Here is a 17,839-nt window from a genome sequence, read left to right as displayed (position 1 = left end):
ATCGATGAATCAATCTGTTTTCTGTCTCTGCCTCCTGTGTACAATTAAATTTCCAAACAGGTGTAAGTTCTGAAAATCTGTTTTTATATTTTAAAGTTGCCTGAAAACCCGTTAATATGGTTTAGTAATTTTCAGCAGCGTTATCCCTATTCTGGAGAGGTCCCCTTGATCAACGTACTTCTTGTTGATGACCACGAACTGGTGCGCGCAGGGATACGACGCATTCTTGAAGATATCAAAGGGATCAAGATATCAGGTGAAGCAAATTGCGGTGAGGATGCCGTAAAGTGGTGCCGTAGTCATCCGGTTGATGTTGTCCTGATGGACATGAACATGCCGGGTATTGGTGGCCTTGAAGCAACACGCAAAATCGCACGATATTCAACCGATATCAAAGTGATTATGCTGACGATTCACACCGAGAATCCGTTACCTGCGAAAGTTATGCAAGCGGGTGCCTCTGGTTATTTAAGTAAAGGTGCCGCGCCACAAGATGTGGTAAATGCGATTCGTTCGGTCAATGCGGGGCAGCGCTACATAGCGTCAGATATTGCCCAACAAATGGCATTAAGCCAGATTGAACCTGAAAAAACAGACACGCCGTTTGCGAGTTTGTCTGAGCGTGAATTACAGATTATGCTGATGATCACCAAAGGCCAGAAGGTCAATGAGATCTCAGAGCAGCTTAATCTCAGCCCGAAAACGGTCAACAGTTACCGTTACCGCATGTTTAGTAAACTGAATATCAGTGGCGATGTTGAGCTGACACACTTGGCCATTCGTCATGGTTTATTTAGTGCGGAGACGTTAATCAGTAGTGAGTGAAATCTTTGACCCGCGAGCTTTTCTTAAAACCGTAACCAGTAAACCTGGCGTCTATCGTATGTATGACGCCAGCGAAACGGTCATTTACGTTGGTAAAGCAAAAGACCTGAAGAAGCGTTTGTCGAGCTACTTCAGGAGTAATCTTGCAAGCCGTAAAACAGAAGCTCTGGTTGCCTTAATCCAGCATATTGACGTGACGGTCACTCACACCGAAACCGAAGCGTTGTTGCTGGAACACAACTACATCAAACTGTATCAGCCGCGTTACAACGTGCTGCTGCGTGATGACAAATCCTATCCCTTTATTTTCCTCAGTAGCGACACTCACCCGCGACTTGCAATGCATCGTGGGGCGAAACACGCGAAAGGGGAATATTTCGGGCCATTCCCGAATGGCTACGCAGTGCGCGAAACTCTGGCGTTATTGCAGAAAATTTTCCCGATTCGCCAGTGCGAAAATAATGTCTATCGCAATCGCTCACGCCCTTGTTTGCAATATCAAATTGGGCGTTGTCTGGGGCCATGCGTGGCAGGTTTAGTCAGTGAAGATGACTATGCTCAGCAAGTGGAATATGTCCGTTTGTTCCTGTCCGGTAAAGACGATCAGGTGCTGAATCAACTGATTGCCAGGATGGAAGAGGCGAGCAAAAATCTGGCGTTTGAAGAAGCCGCGAGAATTCGCGATCAAATTCAGGCGGTGCGTCGTGTAACTGAGAAACAGTTTGTTTCCAATACGGGCGATGATTTGGACGTGATTGGCGTGTCGTTCGATGCGGGTATGGCATGCGTGCATGTGCTTTTTATTCGCCAGGGCAAAGTATTAGGCAGCCGAAGTTATTTCCCCAAAGTGCCAAACGGCACCGAACTCTCAGAAGTGGTTGAAACATTTGTCGGTCAGTTCTATTTGCAAGGCAGTCAGATGCGCACCTTGCCTTCTGAAATCCTGCTCGATTTCAATCTGCCGGATAAAACCTTGCTGTCAGACTCTTTGACTGAGCTGGCTGGGCGGCGAATCAACGTGCAGACCAAGCCTCGCGGCGACCGTGCGCGTTACCTCAAACTGGCCCGAACCAATGCGGCAACGGCGCTGGTGACGCGTCTTGCGCAGCAATCAACCATCCATCAGCGATTGACCGCCCTGGCCAGCGTGCTTGAATTGCCCGAAATCAAACGGATGGAGTGCTTTGACATCAGCCACACCATGGGCGAGCAAACCGTTGCCTCCTGTGTCGTTTTTGATGCCAATGGCCCGCTGCGTGCCGAATATCGACGCTACAACATTGAAGGCATTACGCCGGGCGATGATTATGCCGCGATGAATCAGGTGCTGCGTCGTCGCTATGGTAAGGCGATAGATGAGAGCAAAGTGCCCGATGTGATTCTCATTGACGGCGGGAAAGGGCAACTCGGCCAGGCGAAAGCAGTATTTGCGGAGCTTGATGTTCCCTGGGACAAACATCATCCTCTGTTGCTGGGCGTGGCAAAAGGGGCTGACCGTAAAGCCGGGCTGGAGACATTGTTCTTCGAACCGGAAGGTGAGGGGTTCTCACTGCCGCCAGATTCCCCTGCGCTACATGTTATTCAGCATATCCGTGATGAATCCCACGACCATGCGATTTCTGGTCATCGCAAAAAACGTGCAAAAGTAAAAAATACCAGTGCGCTGGAGACCATCGAAGGCGTTGGGCCAAAACGTCGTCAGATGTTGTTGAAATATATGGGTGGATTGCAACCATTAAAGAATGCATCCGTGGAAGAAATCGCAAAAGTGCCGGGTATCTCGCAAGCGTTGGCAGAAAAGATCTTCTACTCGTTGAAACATTAAGGGCTCTGTAGCAACATAGAGACAATTTCCACTTACGACAGACAGTTAACCAGCACTATGCAATTTAATATCCCAACATTGCTTACTCTGTTTCGTATCATCCTTATCCCATTCTTTGTGCTGGCTTTTTATCTGCCGTTTAGTTGGGCGCCATTCCTATGCGCGTTTATCTTCTGGTTTGCCGCTATCACTGACTGGTTTGATGGTTATCTGGCGCGTCGCTGGAACCAAAGCACGCGTTTTGGCGCCTTCCTTGATCCTGTAGCGGATAAAGTTATGGTCGTCGTCGCACTTGTGCTGGTGGTTGAACACTATCACGCATGGTGGGTGACGTTACCTGCGGCCACCATGATTGCTCGTGAAATTATTATTTCTGCATTGCGCGAGTGGATGGCTGAGATCGGCAAACGCAGCAGTGTTGCTGTCTCCTGGATTGGTAAATCCAAAACCATGGCCCAGATGCTGGCATTGATCGGTATGCTGTGGCGTCCCAATATGTGGGTTGAATATGCGGGGATTGGTTTGTTCTTTATCGCGGCAGTGTTAACGTTCTGGTCAATGTTCCAGTACCTGAAAGCGGCCAGTAAAGACCTGCTCGACAACTCCGGCGTTTAATCTTTCCCAGAAATCTGCCCCACTTTTTTACTACACGAGAGTTATCTATCCTGACGGTAACTCTCGACCTTCTCCTTAGCGTTTCCCAAAAAGCAAAAAGCCTGCTTAGTTTCCTAAGCAGGCTTCTTAAATTTGGCTCTGACTGGACTCGTCTTTGTCAGTAACTGACTGAATAATAATTTAAAGAAAAATTTTAATTTGTCGTGACCACCAAATTGACCACCTTTTTACAGTGAAGGTCCTTTGCTTTCTAAAGTGCAATCATCAGGTGACAAAGTGCCAGGTCTGTTTAGCGGCAAGCCTGACATGGCGGTTTTGTATTACGGTTTTCCAGCGACTGCCATCGTTACCGAGCCGTTAATTAGAATTTTTTTCTGGTCGTCAACTGCGACTATCCTGGTCAGATACTCGAACTCTGCGTAATGTCCGCATTGAACCCAACATACATAATGCTGGCAGGAGGGCGCTGCTGCTGAATTTGTTCAGCCATGTAGCGCATGTAGGGATTGATATGACTGAATATAGCCTTGTACCCTGCGCACAGATGGTTATGCCAGCGCTCGCCGCTTTTATGGATACGGTGTTTTGGGCATCCGCCGTGACAGGCAAAACGCCACTCGCACTGCATGCATTGCGCGCTGACTTCCGTTTTTGCCAGCCCAAATTTTCGCTGCTGTTTGCTCCCTGCCATTTTTGCCAGACTGTCGCGACGAACATTCCCTAATCGATGTTCCGGGTAAACGTAATGGTCGCAACTGTAAACATCCCCGTTTTGTTCGACCACCAGGCCAAAGCCGCACGACGACTGCATCACGCATAACGACGGTTTTTCACCCAGCCATGCGGCTAACGCACTGTCAAACATCTGTATATACACGCGACCAACGTCCTGCCTGACCCAAAGGTCAAAAACGCCATTGATGAATTTTCCCCATTGTTCCCCTGAGACAGACCATTCGGTCACTGAGCGTCCTTCCAGGGTTTGCGGGTAGAGGAGTTCGCCGAATTTTTCATTGACGGGGCGTTGTTCTACCGCCGGGATAAACTGGATGAACTCCGCTTTCAGTTCCTGACTTAGGTACCGATAAATCTCCTGTGGATGTTCTGCGGTGACATTGTTCACCACCGTCAACACGTTAACATCCACGTTGTATTGTCTGAGCAGGGCCATGGCGCGGGTCACTTTGTCAAAGACGGATTGTTGACTGCGTGTTTTCCGGTAGCGGTCATGTAACCATGCCGGGCCGTCAATGGATAATCCGACCAGGAAGCGATGTCTGGCCAAAAACTCAGCCCACTGTTCATCAATCAGTACGCCATTGGTCTGCATGCTGTTGCTGATGCGTTTACCACCCGCATATTTTTTCTGAAGCTGAAGTGCCTTTTCATAGAACGCAATACCCGCAAGGGTGGGTTCGCCACCTTGCCAGGTAAATTCAATGTCCTGGCCAGGATTGGCGTCAATATACTGACGAACATAGGCTTCAAGCGTCGCGTCATCCATGTGCCGCGCCGCTTTTTTGGGCTTCAGCGTGCCCTGTTCCTTCTCAAGGTAAAAGCAGTAATCACAGGCGATATTGCACTGGTAACTGACCGGTTTGGCCATCAGATGAAAGGGTCGGCTCATGAGCGCTCCTGAAAAAATACACACAGAGAATTTAGTGATTCTGCTCACTTATTTATCAATACCTTTTGACTTTAAGTGAAAAGGATCGAAATATAGATTTCACAATTAATCATAATACATGAAATTTAAATTTCATAACATCAACATCAGGGGTCTTTATGAGCAAACTGTTTGCCGGAGCACAGAACCTGGGCAAATCGTTTATGTTACCGATTGCCGTTCTGCCCGCTGCGGGCCTCCTTCTGGGATTTGGCGGTGTTTTCACCAATCCAGTGACGATATCAACCTATCCGGTCCTGAACAGTGAATTCATTCAGGCAATATTCACCGTGATGAAACTGTGCGGCAGCGTGGTCTTCGATAACCTGTCGTTGCTGTTTGCGGTGGGTATTGCTGTTGGGATGGCGCGTAGTGACAAAGGAACCGCGGGTCTGGCTGCAGTGCTGTGTTTTATCGTGATGAATAAAGCCATTAATGCCTCTTTATTGCTCTCAGGGACGCTGGCAACTGAAAATTTGGCTGCAGCCGGGCAGGCGAGCGTAATGGGCATTACCACGCTGCAAACCGGTGTCATGGGCGGCATCATGAGTGGCCTGCTGGCTTTCTGGGTGCAGAAGCGTTTTGGTAAAACAGAACTTCCCAACCTGCTGGCCTTTTTCAGTGGCTCCCGTCTCGTGCCGATTATGAGTTCGTTTTTCGCCATTTTCCTCGGTGTCGCGCTGTTCTGGGTATGGCCGCATATCCAGTCAGGGATCACTCATCTCGGATGGCTGGTTGAAAAAACCGGTTATATCGGGACGATGATCTACGGCATGATCCTTAAATGTCTGATTCCTCTCGGGCTTCATCACTTGTTCTATCTCCCATTCTGGTTGACCAGCGTCGGAGGAGAGGCTGTGGTGAACGGTCATCTGGTGCAGGGAACGCAGAAAATCTTCTTTGCGCAGTTAGCCGACCCTTCTGTGACGCACTACTACATCGGGGTGTCGCGCTTTATGGCGGGTCGCTTTGCTGATTTCATGTTTGGCCTGCCGGGGGCGGCACTGGCGATTTACCATTCGGCTCGCCCGGAAAACAAGAAAAAGGTCGCCAGCCTGATGCTCTCTGCGGCACTGACCGCTTTTGTCACCGGGATTACTGAACCACTGGAGTTTGCCTTTATGTTCTGTGCGCCATTGCTGTACGGCGTACACATAGTGCTGACCGGCGTGGCCTTCATGCTGACCCATATTCTGCAAATCACCGTTGGGCAAACCTTCTCAGGTGGCCTGATCGACTTCCTGCTTTTCGGGGTGTTGCAGGGCAATGCCAAAACCAACTGGTTGCTGATGTTACCGCTGGGTGCGGTGATGTTCTGCCTCTACTACTTCTCCTTCCGCTTCCTTATCAACTGGCGTCAGCTAAAAACACCGGGTCGTGATAATGAGAGCGAAGAAGAGGAGGCGGAAGCGCCCGTCAGCGGAAATGCGCGTGCGGCAGGGATCGTGCAGGCACTGGGTGGGCGGGACAATATTGTCGATGTGGACTGCTGTGCAACCCGACTGCGCATTACCGTCAAAAACCCACAACACGTCACGGTAGATGCCTTTAAACAACTGGGCAGTCGCGGAGCTTTCGTGCGGGGTGAAGGGGTGCAAGTGGTCTATGGCCCACATGTCACACTGATTAAGAACGAAGTTGAAGAATTTATCGGTTCATAGAAGAAGAGAAATCTAATGAAAGCTGTAATGCTGATGTTTGATACGCTGACCCGTAATCACCTTGCCCCTTACGGCGGGGATGCGATTACGCCGAACTTTACCCGTCTGGCACGGGAATCGGCTCAGTTTGATAATTTCTATGTTGGCAGCATGCCTTGTATGCCAGCTCGCCGGGAATTACACACCGGTCGCTATAACTTTTTGCACCGTAGCTGGGGCCCGATTGAGCCGTTTGATTTTTCGACCTTCCAGGCGCTGCATCAGGCTGGTGTCCACACGCATATGGTGACGGATCACAAGCACTACTGGCGGGATGGTGGCGCAACTTACCATACCCGTTACTCCACGTTTGAATTTATCCGTGGCCAGGAAGGAGATTGCTGGAAAGGGCAGGTTGAAAAGCCCGCCATCAACTGGCAAGGGATGGAGGACGAAGAGACGCTGCGCCGACGTAGCGGGCGAATGACTCAGGATCTGATCAACCGTGCCGCCATGCCGACTCAGGAAGAGCACTTTACGCATCGCACAGTCAGTGCCGGGCTGGAGTTTCTGGAAACCAACCAGCATCAGGACAACTGGTTCCTGCAAATCGAATGCTTTGATCCACATGAACCGTTTTTTGTGCCGGAAAAATACCTGGCCCAGTATGGCTGCACGGCTGAAGAGTTTGACGGTTGGGTGCCCTATTACTGTGGTGCGCCGGGCGGTAAGGATGACGAAAAAGTCAGGAAGTTTTACCAGGCCCTGGTCACCATGTGTGACGACTATCTTGGGCAGGTGATGGACAAGCTCAAAGCGCTGGATTTGTGGGAAGACACGCTGTTTATCGTCTGCACCGACCACGGCTTTTTGCTTGGCGAACACCAGTGGTGGGGCAAAAACATCATGCCGGTGTATAACGAAATCGCCAATACACCGTTTTTCATCCGTGATCCGCGCAGTAAAACACAAGGGGTTCGACGCAGTGCTCTGGCGCAAACTGTCGATATCCCGGCAACGTTGTTGGACTATTTTGACGTCCCGCTCCCGTCTTCCATGACCGGTAAACCTCTACGCCCGGCGGTGGAAAACGACACCCCCATCAGGGATCACGCGTTGTTCGGCTATTACGGCGGGCATATTAATATCACCGACGGTGAATATGTCTACATGCGTTGCCCGCGTGAAGAAGGCAAGGGGAATCTGTTCGAATACACCCTGATGCCTACCCGAATAGACAGCATGTTCAGCGTCAGGGATTTGAAAGATATCCGCATTCATCCGGGGTTTGATTTTACCCAGGGCGCACAGGTGATGCAGATCCCTGCCTCGTTTGGTTATCTGAACCCATGGCGCTTCGGCGATAAACTGTTTGATCTGAAATCCGATCCTGGCCAGATGCAACCTTTGCATGACAGTGAACGCGCATTTCACTACGCCCTGGCGATGAAAGGACTGATGCAGATCCACGACGCTCCGCCAGAACTCTATACCCGTTTTGAACTGGATTCGCTGACGCGAGAAGGCGAACAGGCGTTTGCCGAACGCTGGGCCCGACATAACACGTGGACAGAAGAAATGTATCGCTGCGTGCACCATGGCGTGGAGGAGGCGCTGCGTTTTGTGCTGAGTGCGGCACGGGAACAGGGGCTTTCTCAGGAAGCAGTACTCGGGCATTTACCGCCAGGCCATACGCTGACGAAAACCGATATCTTCACGCTGATAGATGCTTGCTTCAGCGGCGACAAACATAAAGCGCTGGTCTACCAGTCTCGCCTGTTGCTGAGAACGGAGTAACTATGACGGTCTGGCGTCTGGAAAATGAGCGGTTTCAGGTTGAAATAAGCGAAACGGGTGGCGAGATTTCTCATATTCGAGACAAGAGAGAGAGTCGGGAGTGGATGTGGCAACCTCGCGCAGATGTCTGGAATAACTCGGCCACGCAACTGTTCCCGGTTGTGGGGCGGTTAATCCACGAGGGGGTGTGGAGCGAGGGGCAATTTCTGCCGTTACCCGCCCATGGTTTTCTCCGTCGCCAGCCGTTTCACCGCATTAACAACAACAGCGACCAGCTTGTACTTGAAGCCAGATCCACACCAGAAACGTGGGCTGTCTGGCCGTGGAAATGGCGGGTGCAGGTGCACATTACGTTGCATGACGAGGGGCTAACGTTCAGCCAACACATTTTCAATGATGATACCCGTCCCTTTAGGTATTCCGTTGGCTGGCATCCCGGTTTTGCGCTGCCGGTGGCACCTGAAACGGGATGGTGGGTCGATTTTGGGGAAGAGGGGGTTAATGGACCCTTTCCGACCCGCGAGCGGACGCTGGAAATCAAGAATGCTACGCCGCTAACCACGCAGTTTCCCCTGACGAGCGAGGCTTTTCAGGACGGCGCGGTCTATTTTGGCGTCAGTCAGCAGCGGCAAATTCATATTCGTAGGCCTGATGGCGTGACCGTACTGACGATGGAAACCGGGGCTCATGACTGGCTGGCGCTGTGGGGAGTGCCGGGGGAAGATCTTCTGTGTATCGAACCGTTGGCCGGAACAACCGACGCCCCTGATTTTGATGGACAAATCCAGCATAAGCGGGGGTTTCAGCAACTGATGCCAGGCAACAAGCAGACGTTTGACGTCAGATTGCGGTTTGCGATGGACGCGTGAGCGGAGGAGCGCCAGAATACAACCTGCCATTATCGCAGGGGAGCAGAGCACAGTTATGAGTGTTAACCGGGAAAACGTACGGGTGTACATCAGCAATATTCTGGGGGGACTGGGTGAAACAGACAGGCACATTGCAGAGTTTATTCTGCAACAGCCAGCTAAAGTCGCCCAGATGCCAGTGCGAAAATTGGCGGAAACAGTGCAACTTAGTGAAGCGACCATCGTCCGTTTTTGCAAAAAGATTGGCTACACAGGTTTGCTGGAGCTGAAAGCTGCACTGAAACGCGAGTTGCTGGAGGAAAGCGACCTGCTTTTACCTTCATCGCCGGATATTTTTTTAGATGACACGCGTAATGATGTCGCACAGAAAATTGCCCTGACGGTGGATACCACCATGAAGGAGACTATCGGGCTGCTCGACATGAAAGTGGTCAAACCGGTTGTGGAGCGTTTTTTGCGGGCAAATCGGGTGCTGTTTGTGGGATTTGGCGCATCGGGACTGTCTGCGATGGAAGCGCGCGACAAAATGAACCGCCAGGGCATCGACTCTGAAGCATATACCGACCGTTTCACCATGACGTTGAAACTGGCCAACCTGAAACCCACTGACCTCGTCGTGGCCTTTTCCCATTCCGGTGAAACACCAGAAGTGGTGAATGCATTCAGGCTGGCTAAAAAGGCAGGCGCGGAATGTCTTGCTATTACCCACAGTCCGCAGTCGCCACTGACGGAGCTTGCGGATAGCTGGTTGCTGACCTGTGGGAGTGCAGGACCTTACCAGGGGGACTCTATTGCCACACGTATTTCGCAACTGTTCATCATCGAGTTTTTGTGCACTGAAGTGACCAGACATAACCTGCGCGACAGTGTATCAACTGGGCTATCGATTAAAGAATTACTGATAAAAGAAAGGATTAAGCATGAATCGACAGGATAGTTTTCCATCCTCTCAGCCTCGGGGTAAATGGTGGCTTGCGGGAAAAATGCCGGATTACCGATTCACTCTGGCCAATGAAAGAACGTTTCTGGCCTGGATACGTACTGCGCTGGCGCTGATGGCGGGAGCGGTGGGGATTGAGCAATTTTCACCTCAACTTTCGTCTGATGCACTCCGAATGACGCTCTCTTTATTACTCCTGGGTGCCGCTTCCTGTATGGGATTTATTGCCTGGCGGCGCTGGCGTAAAAATGAATATGCTATGCGGCTGGAGCGTGATCTGCCCTACACCCGAACACTGGTGGTGCTGGCCGGATTTATGTTTATCATCGCGGTATTGCTTGCGGTATTACTCTGGCAGGGACAGGCATAATGAGCAGAGACCCCGGATTACAACCTGAACGGACCCGATTGTCCTGGCACAGAACGGGATGGTCGATGTTGTTGCCAGGGTTGCTATGTCTGCGTGGCTGGACGCATTCTGGAGACATCTTTTACATGATGGGTGGGATGTTGTTATTAAGCGGTTCTTTAGCGATGTTTTGCGGTTTGGTTCAGCGTCGGCATTACATTGTGTCCTTCACTGTGGTAGCAACGGGCATATTGCTTTTGCTAATGATTGTTTTGAAAATCAAGATATTGTTTCCCATCATAACGGTGTAATGGGAAGACCAGGGAAAGGATTGCTAGTCAACCTGTTTCAGGTAACTGCACGGTATTTTATAGGTTATCTCCGTAGACCCTTTAACCCCCAGACAAATCACTTTCTAAAATGTTTGTCCGGAGGAAGTCAATCACGACTAGCCGAACAATTTACCCTTTAACATACTTAATCCGGTTGAGACTAAGTCATTATTTTCATCCAGATGACCATTCGGAGAGAGGCCATCAACAATTTTTGGCAAATACTCTGCGATTAATCCTGATGCACTCTGCGCATCAATCCCTAACTTTGTTGCCAGCCCAGCAATAACTGGGGAGCCCAATATCGAAGCAATTTGTTCGGAAGAAATAGGCAGGTTGTTGCCACTGCTGACCCAAGAATCAACGATGCCACTGAGCCCAGACTGGCGGAATTTTTCCAGCAATCCAGAAATCCCACCCTCTTGCTGACACCATGAAAATATCTCCTGATATGCGCCCATATTTTCACCCAGGTTGCCAGACATACCTGCCATTTGATCAAATAAACTCACGACATTACTCCTTGTTTGTATTAATTTATTTCACTATAGAAAATCCTCATTTTTGATGAAAGCAATGAGGAGGTGAAGTGTATTTTTATGGGATGATTAGAGTCTGACCCACATAAATTTTGTTTGGATCTTTCAGCATCGGCTTATTGGCTTCAAATATACGTTGATATTCATTGGGTGTTCCATATTCAGTTTTTGAAATAGAACTTAACGTATCACCTGATTTTACGGTGTAATAGCGGCTTTCAGTCCCCGACGACGCTGCTGAAATATTATCGATAACTTGACTAATACCAGCAACGTTACCGATGGCGACCAGAATTTTTTCTTTAGCTTCCTGTGACAAACCCTCACCATCAACTGTGGCTGTGCCATCTTCGGCAACCTGGACTGCCACGTTTTCTGCACCAGGGATCCCTAAACCTTTGATATGGTCTTGCAGATTCGTGCCGAGTTCGTCGCTATTTTTTCCTGCTACAGAATCCCATAATTTGACGCCAGCTTCAGTTACAAAACTAAACAGACCCATTTCATTATTCCTTTGTGTTGAATAAAAATATAATAAATAACGGCAATAATTCAGAGTTATTAATTATAGAACACCGGGAGTCATTAATTCCTGGACTTTTACAAGATTTAGTATTTTCCAGAATTTACTTGGAGGCTAGCTCTGGATTTAAAATGGCAACCAAAATGTCATTTTTAGTGAGCCTGGCAGGGTTACTACTTGCTCTGATTCGCAAAGGACAATATCAGCATTCGGCTATAGCGCGTTTATCGGCAGCGGACGATTTTGTCGATTGGCTGCCTGAAAAACAGGCAGCGCAATTTCTTCCGGTTCGCTGTCGTTAATGCGACAGCCCATTAAGAATGAAAACTCAGAAGTTAATTCTGAATCCTACATTCCCGCCAATGGGAGATTTAATATTATTCCCGTCTACATACTGTGCTTCTGCATAGACTTTGGCATTGGGGGTCAGTTGAGCGGAAATCCCTGCACCCACTTCTGTCCGATTGCCCGGTAACTCACTGTCAAGGCGATAACCGTTAACCCGGACAGAACTGTTGTTGTTACTGGCGGCAATATAAGACGCTGTTACATAAGGCTCGAGCGGCATATTCATCAGCTCAACGTTGCTGCCAATGCGGGCACCGACACGACCCTGAACAATATCCATGTTGTCACCCTGAACAGACAGACCGTCATTTTGGGTATAACTGGTACCTTCAACGTGTGTCACATAAATTTGGGTCTGCGGTTCAATGAACGTATGGCGACTCATTGCAAAACGCTTACCCGCTTCAACGCTTATCCCATACCCGTTGGTGCTGCCACTGCTTTTGATTCGTTCACCGACATTACTGTTAAACTGTGTATCGGTACCAAAGCGGTTATATTTCAGAATAGTATCGACGTAGAAGCCACTTTCATGGAAATACGTGGCATAGGCACCCAGCGTGGTGCTGTCAATATCACTGGATACCCCTTCATTAAAGTTCTGGCTGGAGCTGGTTTGCCCCACCAGTCCGCCCAGATAGAGTGTACCGTTTGACAGAGCAATGGCTTTATCCGCACCAAGTTCCAGACCGCTGATATTCTGGTCAAAGTCACGGCTCGTACGCGTGGCGATGTTGTAGTTTCTGGTCACGCCGCGCGCCCAGACACCTGCATTCACACCCTCTTCCAGACGGAGTTCACCCATACGCTGAACGAGGGTGCCCATTTCTGCATCAGCCAGGACAGCCAGTGCCGCCTGGTTACCCACCGCTGCGTTAGCCCCTTTACTCAGGTTGTCAGGTTTAATGACAGGTGGCGCAATTGGGCCTGACGGGACTTCAGGATTGACTGGCGTTGCAGGTTCAACACCCGGAATTTCGGGGACAACATCCGGTGTTTCAGGGGAGACAGGGAGGGGCTCAATGAGAGAATCCAATGCCAGATTCCAGTTATTTGCGGATTTGACCAGGCCGTAACGGAATGCACCGGCATCAACATATCCCCCGGCCAGGGTAAATATTCCTTTTCCTCCGCCAGTGGTGACCAGGGTTAATTCACCCTCTGAGGTTTTAGGCTCATTACCGCTATCAGCAATCAGCAAACTGTGGTTGCCAGAGACATTACCTGTGATATTCAGCAGATCGCCTTTCAGGGCCGCGATATCGGTGCGCATCGCGAACTTACCATTTCCCTCCAGATTACCTGCAACAGTGAACGTTGTGCCGAGATCATCAGCGTCCGTTCCAATGGTTACCAAACCGTTGTTATTTAAATCCGCCGTCAGCGTGTGACTTCCCTGCGTAACAATCAGATTACTGGTATCATCGATACTCATCACCGGAGTAAGCTGGACTTCTTGTTTACTCCCGGTATCAAAATTAAACCCAGTATATTTTCCCAGATCCAGATCTTTATTTAACGTAAACTGCGTACCTTCAATTAAATCAACCTTGGCAAAGTAATATATATCGGTGTATTTTTGAGAAGAAAAAGTTGTATTTTTAAATACAAGGGAGTTAATCTCTCCGGGAGTGTTACCGTCATCTTTATATCTATTTCCACTGATCGTTCCCGATACTGAAGACGACCCTTCAATAGTGATTTGATCATCGCCACCTTCACCAAAAATAACCTGAGTGGATGAGTTTTTAAACGTTATATTATCATCGCCAGGTCCACTATCAATATGATAATCAATTCTGGAGTCACTGACATCAATAACATCATCACCATATCCCGCACTAATACCTGCACCGATATCGGAATTTTTAACTACAATATTATCATTGCCACCAATAATAATAGTGCCATCAACGAGGTTAGATATGTGATCATCGAATATCCAGAAGACTGTTGAGTTTGATACTAATAATGAGGAACTTCCCAGGTCAATCACACCAACCTTCATCGTTGGATTATAGTCAGCATCTCTTCCATCTGCGGAGATATTGCTGAAACTTACATTATTAATTTGGGCTCCATCCATAATTTTGATATTATTATTGCCGGTATGTATAGCACTTACATAACCATTTGATGATGTAGAGGTTAATTGTATGTCGACACCATAAACGTTGGGCCTGGAGTATTCATCCTGCGAGCCGTGTATTTCAATATTGTTGCCACCCATATTGATTTGTCCGCCGTCGGAACCAGAATATGCAACATAGCTTCCTCTCAAACTTCCAAGCGTTGAATTGCAAATATGAATATTATTTGTTGCAGTAGTGATGTCGCCTGCCGCACCACGTATAACATTACCATATACTGTGGCGGAACCGGTTATATTATCAAGAGTGATATTGTACCCTCCTGAAGTGATGCTGTCATTGAGGCCGAAGGTCGGAATGGCCGCATTTTTATCGTATATAAAACCCGCGATCTCACCATGTTCTATGTTATTATTTTTTAAAGTAATGCTCGCGCCTTCTGTTACAATATTGACAGGGTTTTCACCTGGGATAATAAGGTCGGCTGCAATAACACGGTGCTGAGTTAAATCAATATTTGCTGTGATGTCATTATATACTGGATGCCATTCAGATGAGTTCGATGTATATTGATTTCCTGCCCAAACACCACCGTAATAGTTTTCAACATTCATTTCCCCAACTTCCAGTTCAGCCGCAAACGCCGTTCCTGCTACAGGCAGTAGTGTCGCGCAAACAACTCCGACCTGGACACCGCCTTTAGCGAGTTCAGAAGCTGCTGATTTTATTTTAGTTATGTGATTATATACAACCTTAAACACTTTATTCATTTCAAATCCTATGAAAAATAATTTAAAAAAACTTATAAATTGTAAAAGGTTAGTCTGGGAGTGGCATTTAAATAGGTGTTTTCAATAATCAAAATTCATATCTGAAGGGGAGGGGGGTTAAATATCGAGTCGAATCGATACATCTCACGCTGTGCATGGCGCTATTAATAATGAGCAAGCGAAAAACAACATTGAGCAAACTACAGAAATGACCATCATCATTTGATGAAGACCTTGCATAGCAAAAATTGATGGTGGAAATGAATCCATGCAAAGATATTTTTGTAGTGAATGTAATTATTTGCATAACTACGTTTAATATTTTTTGTGATATTGATGATGGCGGATGATTACAATTAATTTCTCATGTCGTACAAAGTAAAAAAACATTTAATTTCAATTGGTTATGTTTGATTTGTTTTTCTGGTTATCACTTTTAGTTATGTTTTTATGGGTAGGCGAGAATTCTTAAAATACTCATTTTTAAAATGAAACTATTACATTTTCCATTTTTCAATGATACTTTCTCTGAAACTTCCCGTCCGTTTTAGTGCTTTACATTCCTGAAGTGAGCGAATGACGCTCACCGTATTCTATCGCCCTTCATAAGGATCTAATGACGTGTCAAATTCCTTTCAGAATGAAATTCCAAAAGCGCGTGTAAATATTAAACTCGATGTGCATACCGGTGGCGCACAAAAGAAAGTGGAATTACCCCTGAAGCTGGTGGTGATGGGGGATTACAGTAACGGTAAAGAAAATCGCCCCCTGTCTGAACGTGAAAAAATTAATATCAACAAAAATAACTTTAACAGCGTACTGACCGAATTCTCGCCTTCCGTCAATCTCACTGTAGAAAATACCCTCGCCGGTGACGGTTCTGAAGAGAACATCAAACTTGCTTTCAGTGAAATGAAAGATTTCGAACCTGAACAAGTGGCCCGCCAAATTCCACAACTGCGCGCCATGCTCGCGATGCGCAACCTGTTGCGCGACCTCAAATCCAACCTGCTTGATAACGTCACTTTCCGCAAAGAGCTCGAAAGTATCCTGAAAGACCCGTCTCTCAGCGATGAGTTGCGTGACGAACTGAATGCCCTGGCGCCGAAGGCGTAACTCCTCTTTTAACGGATTAATGCGAGATAATGCTTATGTCAGTCAATAACGAAAACGCCTCTTCTGCCACCGGCCAGACCACCGTGCTTGAGCATGCACAACCGGGCGGCGTGTATGCTTCTCTGTTCAGTAAAATCAACCTGACCCCAGTGTCTGCCCTTAACGATCTGAACGATTATCAGGATACTGCGGCCCTGGCCGATGTCACTGCCGATCAGCGCGTGAGCGCGGCAATCCAGGTCTTTATGGCTCGCCTGAAAGAGTCCGGGCAAACCGTTGAACGTCTGGACAAAACTCTGCTGGATCACCACATCGCCCAGCTTGATCATCAGATTTCCCGCCAGCTTGACGCTGTTATGCATCACGAAGCCTTCCAGAAAGTGGAATCCGCGTGGCGTGGCCTGAAGCACCTGGTGGACCGCACTGATTTCCGCCAGAACGTGAAAATCGAAGTGCTGGATGTCTCTAAAGACGATCTGCGTCAGGACTTCGAAGACTCCCCTGAAATCATCCAGAGCGGCCTGTATGCGCACACCTATATTGCCGAATATGACACGCCGGGTGGTGAGCCGATTGGTTCGGTTATTTCCAACTACGAGTTCGATGCTTCCGCTCAGGACGTGGCGCTGCTGCGTAACATCTCCAAAGTGTCTGCGGCGGCACACATGCCGTTTATCGGTTCAGTCGGCCCGAAATTCTTCCTGAAAGACTCGATGGAAGAAGTCGCCGCCATTAAAGATATCGGTAACTACTTTGACCGCGCCGAGTACATCAAGTGGAAATCCTTCCGCGATACCGATGACTCCCGCTATATCGGCCTGACCATGCCACGCGTACTGGGTCGCCTGCCGTATGGCCCGGACACCGTACCGGTGCGCAGCTTCAACTATGTGGAAGAAGTGAAAGGCCCGGACCACGAAAAATACCTGTGGACCAACGCATCATTCGCCTTTGCCGCCAACATGGTACGCAGCTTCATCAACAACGGCTGGTGCGTGCAAATCCGTGGCCCACAGGCCGGTGGTGCAGTGCAGGACCTGCCTATCCATCTGTATGACCTCGGCACCGGCAACCAGGTGAAAATCCCATCAGAGGTGATGATCCCGGAAACCCGCGAGTTTGAATTCGCCAATCTCGGTTTCATTCCGTTGTCGTACTACAAAAACCGCGACTACTCCTGCTTCTTCTCTGCCAACTCCGCGCAGAAACCCGCGCTGTACGACACCGCTGATGCCACCGCCAACAGCCGTATCAACGCACGTCTGCCGTACATTTTCCTGCTGTCGCGCATCGCCCATTACCTGAAACTCATTCAGCGTGAAAACATCGGTACCACCAAAGATCGCCGTCTGCTTGAGCTGGAACTGAACACCTGGGTACGCACGCTGGTCACCGAAATGACCGATCCGGGCGACGACCTGCAGGCATCTCACCCGCTGCGCGATGCGAAGGTTCTGGTGGAAGACATCGAAGACAACCCGGGCTTCTTCCGCGTGAAACTGTATGCCGTTCCGCACTTCCAGGTGGAAGGCATGGACGTCAACCTGTCGCTGGTTTCGCAGATGCCGAAGGCGAAGGCGTAACCGGGAGACGGA

Annotated in this window: 16 protein-coding genes; 12 read left to right on the top strand and 4 right to left on the bottom strand. The window is 48.8% G+C overall.

Annotation, left to right across the window (positions count from 1 at the left end; all coding sequences use genetic code 11):
- The first annotated feature begins 165 nt into the window (after positions 1-165).
- The 3 genes from uvrY to pgsA are packed head-to-tail and all read left to right on the top strand — an operon-like array spanning position 166 to position 3,265.
- Entirely contained in the window at positions 166-825 is a 660-nt protein-coding gene (gene uvrY, locus BSPA111_RS03105; RefSeq protein WP_183269727.1) for a UvrY/SirA/GacA family response regulator transcription factor, read from the top strand.
- On the top strand, positions 818-2,650 hold the full coding sequence (gene uvrC, locus BSPA111_RS03100; protein WP_183269726.1) for an excinuclease ABC subunit UvrC: 1,833 nt from the start codon (positions 818-820) through the stop codon (positions 2,648-2,650). Before uvrY ends, uvrC begins: the two co-directional genes overlap by 8 nt.
- Positions 2,651-2,707: 57 nt before the next feature.
- Positions 2,708-3,265 carry a CDP-diacylglycerol--glycerol-3-phosphate 3-phosphatidyltransferase gene (gene pgsA, locus BSPA111_RS03095; RefSeq protein WP_183269725.1) on the top strand — a complete coding sequence of 186 codons (558 nt, stop codon included), beginning with the start codon at positions 2,708-2,710 and terminating at the stop codon, positions 3,263-3,265.
- A 400-nt stretch (positions 3,266-3,665) separates the two neighbouring features.
- On the opposite strand, the gene BSPA111_RS03090 is transcribed toward pgsA, so the two are convergent.
- Complete coding sequence (locus tag BSPA111_RS03090) at positions 3,666-4,892, bottom strand: anaerobic sulfatase maturase (RefSeq protein ID WP_183269724.1); 1,227 nt, start codon at positions 4,890-4,892, stop codon at positions 3,666-3,668.
- Between the two features lie 158 nt (positions 4,893-5,050).
- On the opposite strand from BSPA111_RS03090, the gene BSPA111_RS03085 reads away from it, so the two are divergent.
- The 6 genes from BSPA111_RS03085 to BSPA111_RS03060 are packed head-to-tail and all read left to right on the top strand — an operon-like array spanning position 5,051 to position 10,837.
- Positions 5,051-6,592 (top strand): PTS transporter subunit EIIC, encoded by a 1,542-nt coding sequence (locus BSPA111_RS03085; RefSeq protein WP_183269723.1) that lies wholly within the window; start codon positions 5,051-5,053, stop codon positions 6,590-6,592.
- Positions 6,593-6,607: 15 nt separating this feature from the next.
- Positions 6,608-8,368 (top strand): sulfatase, encoded by a 1,761-nt coding sequence (locus BSPA111_RS03080; protein WP_183269722.1) that lies wholly within the window; start codon positions 6,608-6,610, stop codon positions 8,366-8,368.
- 2 nt (positions 8,369-8,370) lie between these two features.
- Complete coding sequence (locus BSPA111_RS03075; protein ID WP_183269721.1) at positions 8,371-9,237, top strand: aldose epimerase; 867 nt, start codon at positions 8,371-8,373, stop codon at positions 9,235-9,237.
- A 55-nt stretch (positions 9,238-9,292) separates the two neighbouring features.
- Entirely contained in the window at positions 9,293-10,174 is an 882-nt protein-coding gene (locus BSPA111_RS03070; protein ID WP_183269720.1) for a MurR/RpiR family transcriptional regulator, read from the top strand.
- Positions 10,158-10,547: a YidH family protein gene (locus BSPA111_RS03065; RefSeq protein ID WP_183269719.1), complete on the top strand. Its 390-nt coding sequence runs from the start codon at positions 10,158-10,160 to the stop codon at positions 10,545-10,547. The genes BSPA111_RS03070 and BSPA111_RS03065 overlap by 17 nt, the downstream gene beginning before the upstream one ends.
- Positions 10,547-10,837, top strand: a complete 291-nt coding sequence (locus BSPA111_RS03060) for a DUF202 domain-containing protein (protein ID WP_183269718.1) — start codon at positions 10,547-10,549, stop codon at positions 10,835-10,837. Before BSPA111_RS03065 ends, BSPA111_RS03060 begins: the two co-directional genes overlap by 1 nt.
- Before the next feature lie 137 nt (positions 10,838-10,974).
- Here BSPA111_RS03060 and BSPA111_RS03055 read toward each other — a convergent pair whose 3' ends face one another.
- Together BSPA111_RS03055 and lysM are read right to left on the bottom strand one after the other, a co-directional pair.
- Positions 10,975-11,370: a YidB family protein gene (locus tag BSPA111_RS03055; RefSeq protein WP_183269717.1), complete on the bottom strand. Its 396-nt coding sequence runs from the start codon at positions 11,368-11,370 to the stop codon at positions 10,975-10,977.
- An 85-nt stretch (positions 11,371-11,455) separates the two neighbouring features.
- The gene (gene lysM / locus BSPA111_RS03050) at positions 11,456-11,899 is read right to left on the bottom strand and encodes a peptidoglycan-binding protein LysM (protein ID WP_183269716.1); all 444 of its coding nucleotides are present in this window, start codon (positions 11,897-11,899) and stop codon (positions 11,456-11,458) included.
- 152 nt (positions 11,900-12,051) lie between these two features.
- Here lysM and BSPA111_RS03045 point away from each other — a divergent pair, with 152 nt between their 5' ends.
- Positions 12,052-12,222, top strand: coding sequence for a hypothetical protein (locus tag BSPA111_RS03045; RefSeq protein ID WP_183269715.1), 171 nt, complete (start codon positions 12,052-12,054; stop codon positions 12,220-12,222).
- 26 nt (positions 12,223-12,248) lie between these two features.
- On the opposite strand, the gene BSPA111_RS03040 is transcribed toward BSPA111_RS03045, so the two are convergent.
- The gene (locus BSPA111_RS03040) at positions 12,249-15,128 is read right to left on the bottom strand and encodes an autotransporter outer membrane beta-barrel domain-containing protein (protein WP_183269714.1); all 2,880 of its coding nucleotides are present in this window, start codon (positions 15,126-15,128) and stop codon (positions 12,249-12,251) included.
- Positions 15,129-15,749: 621 nt separating this feature from the next.
- Here BSPA111_RS03040 and tssB point away from each other — a divergent pair.
- Positions 15,750-16,244: a type VI secretion system contractile sheath small subunit gene (gene tssB / locus BSPA111_RS03035; protein ID WP_183269713.1), complete on the top strand. Its 495-nt coding sequence runs from the start codon at positions 15,750-15,752 to the stop codon at positions 16,242-16,244.
- A 29-nt stretch (positions 16,245-16,273) separates the two neighbouring features.
- On the top strand, positions 16,274-17,827 hold the full coding sequence (gene tssC / locus BSPA111_RS03030) for a type VI secretion system contractile sheath large subunit (protein WP_183269712.1): 1,554 nt from the start codon (positions 16,274-16,276) through the stop codon (positions 17,825-17,827).
- Positions 17,828-17,839: the final 12 nt, after the last annotated feature.

It is taken from the genome of Buttiauxella sp. A111, from assembly GCF_014189855.1.
Taxonomy (GTDB): domain Bacteria; phylum Pseudomonadota; class Gammaproteobacteria; order Enterobacterales; family Enterobacteriaceae; genus Buttiauxella; species Buttiauxella selenatireducens.
This window is presented reverse-complemented; position numbering and strand designations above follow the sequence as displayed.

Bases quoted from the DNA above. Each gene is read 5' to 3' on its own strand.
- BSPA111_RS03080 (WP_183269722.1), top strand. From the start codon at position 6,608: ATGAAAGCTGTAATGCTGATGTTTGATACGCTGACCCGTAATCACCTT.
- BSPA111_RS03070 (WP_183269720.1), top strand. From the start codon at position 9,293: ATGAGTGTTAACCGGGAAAACGTACGGGTGTACATCAGCAATATTCTG.
- BSPA111_RS03085 (WP_183269723.1), top strand. From the start codon at position 5,051: ATGAGCAAACTGTTTGCCGGAGCACAGAACCTGGGCAAATCGTTTATG.
- tssC (WP_183269712.1), top strand. From the start codon at position 16,274: ATGCTTATGTCAGTCAATAACGAAAACGCCTCTTCTGCCACCGGCCAG.
- BSPA111_RS03090 (WP_183269724.1), bottom strand. From the start codon at position 4,892: ATGAGCCGACCCTTTCATCTGATGGCCAAACCGGTCAGTTACCAGTGC.
- BSPA111_RS03040 (WP_183269714.1), bottom strand. From the start codon at position 15,128: ATGAATAAAGTGTTTAAGGTTGTATATAATCACATAACTAAAATAAAA.
- BSPA111_RS03075 (WP_183269721.1), top strand. From the start codon at position 8,371: ATGACGGTCTGGCGTCTGGAAAATGAGCGGTTTCAGGTTGAAATAAGC.
- BSPA111_RS03065 (WP_183269719.1), top strand. From the start codon at position 10,158: ATGAATCGACAGGATAGTTTTCCATCCTCTCAGCCTCGGGGTAAATGG.
- BSPA111_RS03045 (WP_183269715.1), top strand. From the start codon at position 12,052: ATGGCAACCAAAATGTCATTTTTAGTGAGCCTGGCAGGGTTACTACTT.
- lysM (WP_183269716.1), bottom strand. From the start codon at position 11,899: ATGGGTCTGTTTAGTTTTGTAACTGAAGCTGGCGTCAAATTATGGGAT.
- BSPA111_RS03060 (WP_183269718.1), top strand. From the start codon at position 10,547: ATGAGCAGAGACCCCGGATTACAACCTGAACGGACCCGATTGTCCTGG.
- pgsA (WP_183269725.1), top strand. From the start codon at position 2,708: ATGCAATTTAATATCCCAACATTGCTTACTCTGTTTCGTATCATCCTT.